The organism is Acinetobacter sp. YH16053, from assembly GCF_013417035.1.
Classification (GTDB): domain Bacteria; phylum Pseudomonadota; class Gammaproteobacteria; order Pseudomonadales; family Moraxellaceae; genus Acinetobacter; species Acinetobacter towneri.
Map to the genome: position 1 here is coordinate 1 of NZ_VPEP01000106.1, position 1,690 is coordinate 1,690.

Here is a 1,690-nt window from a genome sequence, read left to right on the forward strand (position 1 = left end):
TGATAAAGGGTACAAATAGCATGATTTTATCGTTTAAAAGGGTACAAATAGCATGATTAAAGGGTACAAATAGCATGATAAAGGGTACAAATAAATTATTGTACCCTTATGTTTATTGGTGTACATTGTTTTCTCATAAGGGTACAAAAATCATGTTCATTTTTTATAAGGTTTGATATCTGAATGAATAAAGAAAATAGTTATGATAAATCTTATCCAGTAACAACAATGGCTATTCAAAACAAAGTTACTGAATGCTTTAAAAGCATGTCTGTAGATGAAAAAAGAATTTTAATTATGGCTTCTCCGATTGCTAGAAATATCGATGCAAGTGAACAAGATCAAATCTTAATATCTGCTCAACAATTTGCTGATGACTGTGGTATCAAAGTCAATTCTGCTTATAAACAAATTGAAAATGCGTCAAAAAAACTAGTAGATCGGTCCTTTTCATACGTTAATGATAGGGGGAAAAAGGTCTACTCTAACTGGGTAATTGATGCTACTTATGAAGATGCAGGGATATCTTTAAGGTTTACATCTATTGTTTTGGTGATGTTGAAAATTTTAGATAAATACAATCCATACACTCGTTATAAAAAAGATGTAGTTCTAAAATTAAAAAAAGACTACTCAATAGACTTTTACCATTTAGCGAAAAAAAATCAGGCAAAAAATGGCTTTGAATTAACGCTAGATGAAATGTTTACAGAGTTTGGTTTACCAGAATCTTATAGAGATTTGAGGAACTTAAAACGAAGAGTTTTGAAGAGCTCATTAGATGAAATTAATGAATTTACCGATGTAACAGTTGACTATAGTCCAGTTAAAAAAGGACGTTCTGTTGTCGGCTTTAAGTTCACTGTGAAAGAAAAATCTAAGCCAAAATTAATAGCTCCTGAGCGAGATCCAAAAACAATAGATATATTCTGCAACCTGTCTGATGCTCAAATTAACAAGTACAGTGCTATTTTATCTAAACTTTCTGAGCTATCAGACCTAAGTAACTTCCAGGACTATCCTAGTTTTGCCCTTTGGATTAGTGGCATCTTACGAGATCCGAAAAGTGTAAGAGAGGAAACAGCAAAGCGGATTTTTAAAGCTCTTCATAGCAAGACGGATTTTAAACCATGAAAACTAGAGCTGAATTAGATGCAATGAGCCATCAAGAACTCAAAGACTATGAGCAAAGTTTACTTGCTCTGTGGACACCAAGAATGGCTATTGAAAGTGACATTGAAAGGTTAAGCACTAATCGCAACGAATTATTAGAAATTTTTAATCAATTAAAAAATCCTGATGCTCCTGAAAATGAGCGTTTAAAAAATTCTATTTTATCGCTCAAATATAAGATTGAAGATTTAGAAGATAAATTGGATGATCTTATTCAAGATAATCGCTTAAATCGTGCAGATTGAATTATTCAGTTTATTTAATTAAAACCGTGAAACATTGATCAAAGAATAGGCGTGGAACGTGAATAGTCACAAAAAAGCCGTTCCAGTGCGCTGAACCCTGGAACGTCTTAGTATAAGTTTATGATTTATATCGAATAAAAAACAGTATTTCGTATAAGGTGTATTATGTTAATTTTAGAAAATCTTCACTACTATTATTTTAAAATAAGCCTTATATCCAAGCATAAAACAAGGTTGTCTAGACTTCTTTTAACAGTAAAGTTATCATAAAA

2 protein-coding genes are annotated in these 1,690 nt (G+C 31.5%); both read left to right on the forward strand.

All coding sequences use genetic code 11. The features are described 5' to 3' along the window. Positions 1-183: 183 nt before the first annotated feature. Positions 184-1,134, forward strand: a complete 951-nt coding sequence (locus FTV43_RS15330; RefSeq protein ID WP_004728629.1) for a replication initiation protein — start codon at positions 184-186, stop codon at positions 1,132-1,134. Further along, positions 1,131-1,418, forward strand: coding sequence for a hypothetical protein (locus tag FTV43_RS15335; protein WP_004728627.1), 288 nt, complete (start codon positions 1,131-1,133; stop codon positions 1,416-1,418). Before FTV43_RS15330 ends, FTV43_RS15335 begins: the two co-directional genes overlap by 4 nt. Positions 1,419-1,690 lie beyond the last annotated feature (272 nt).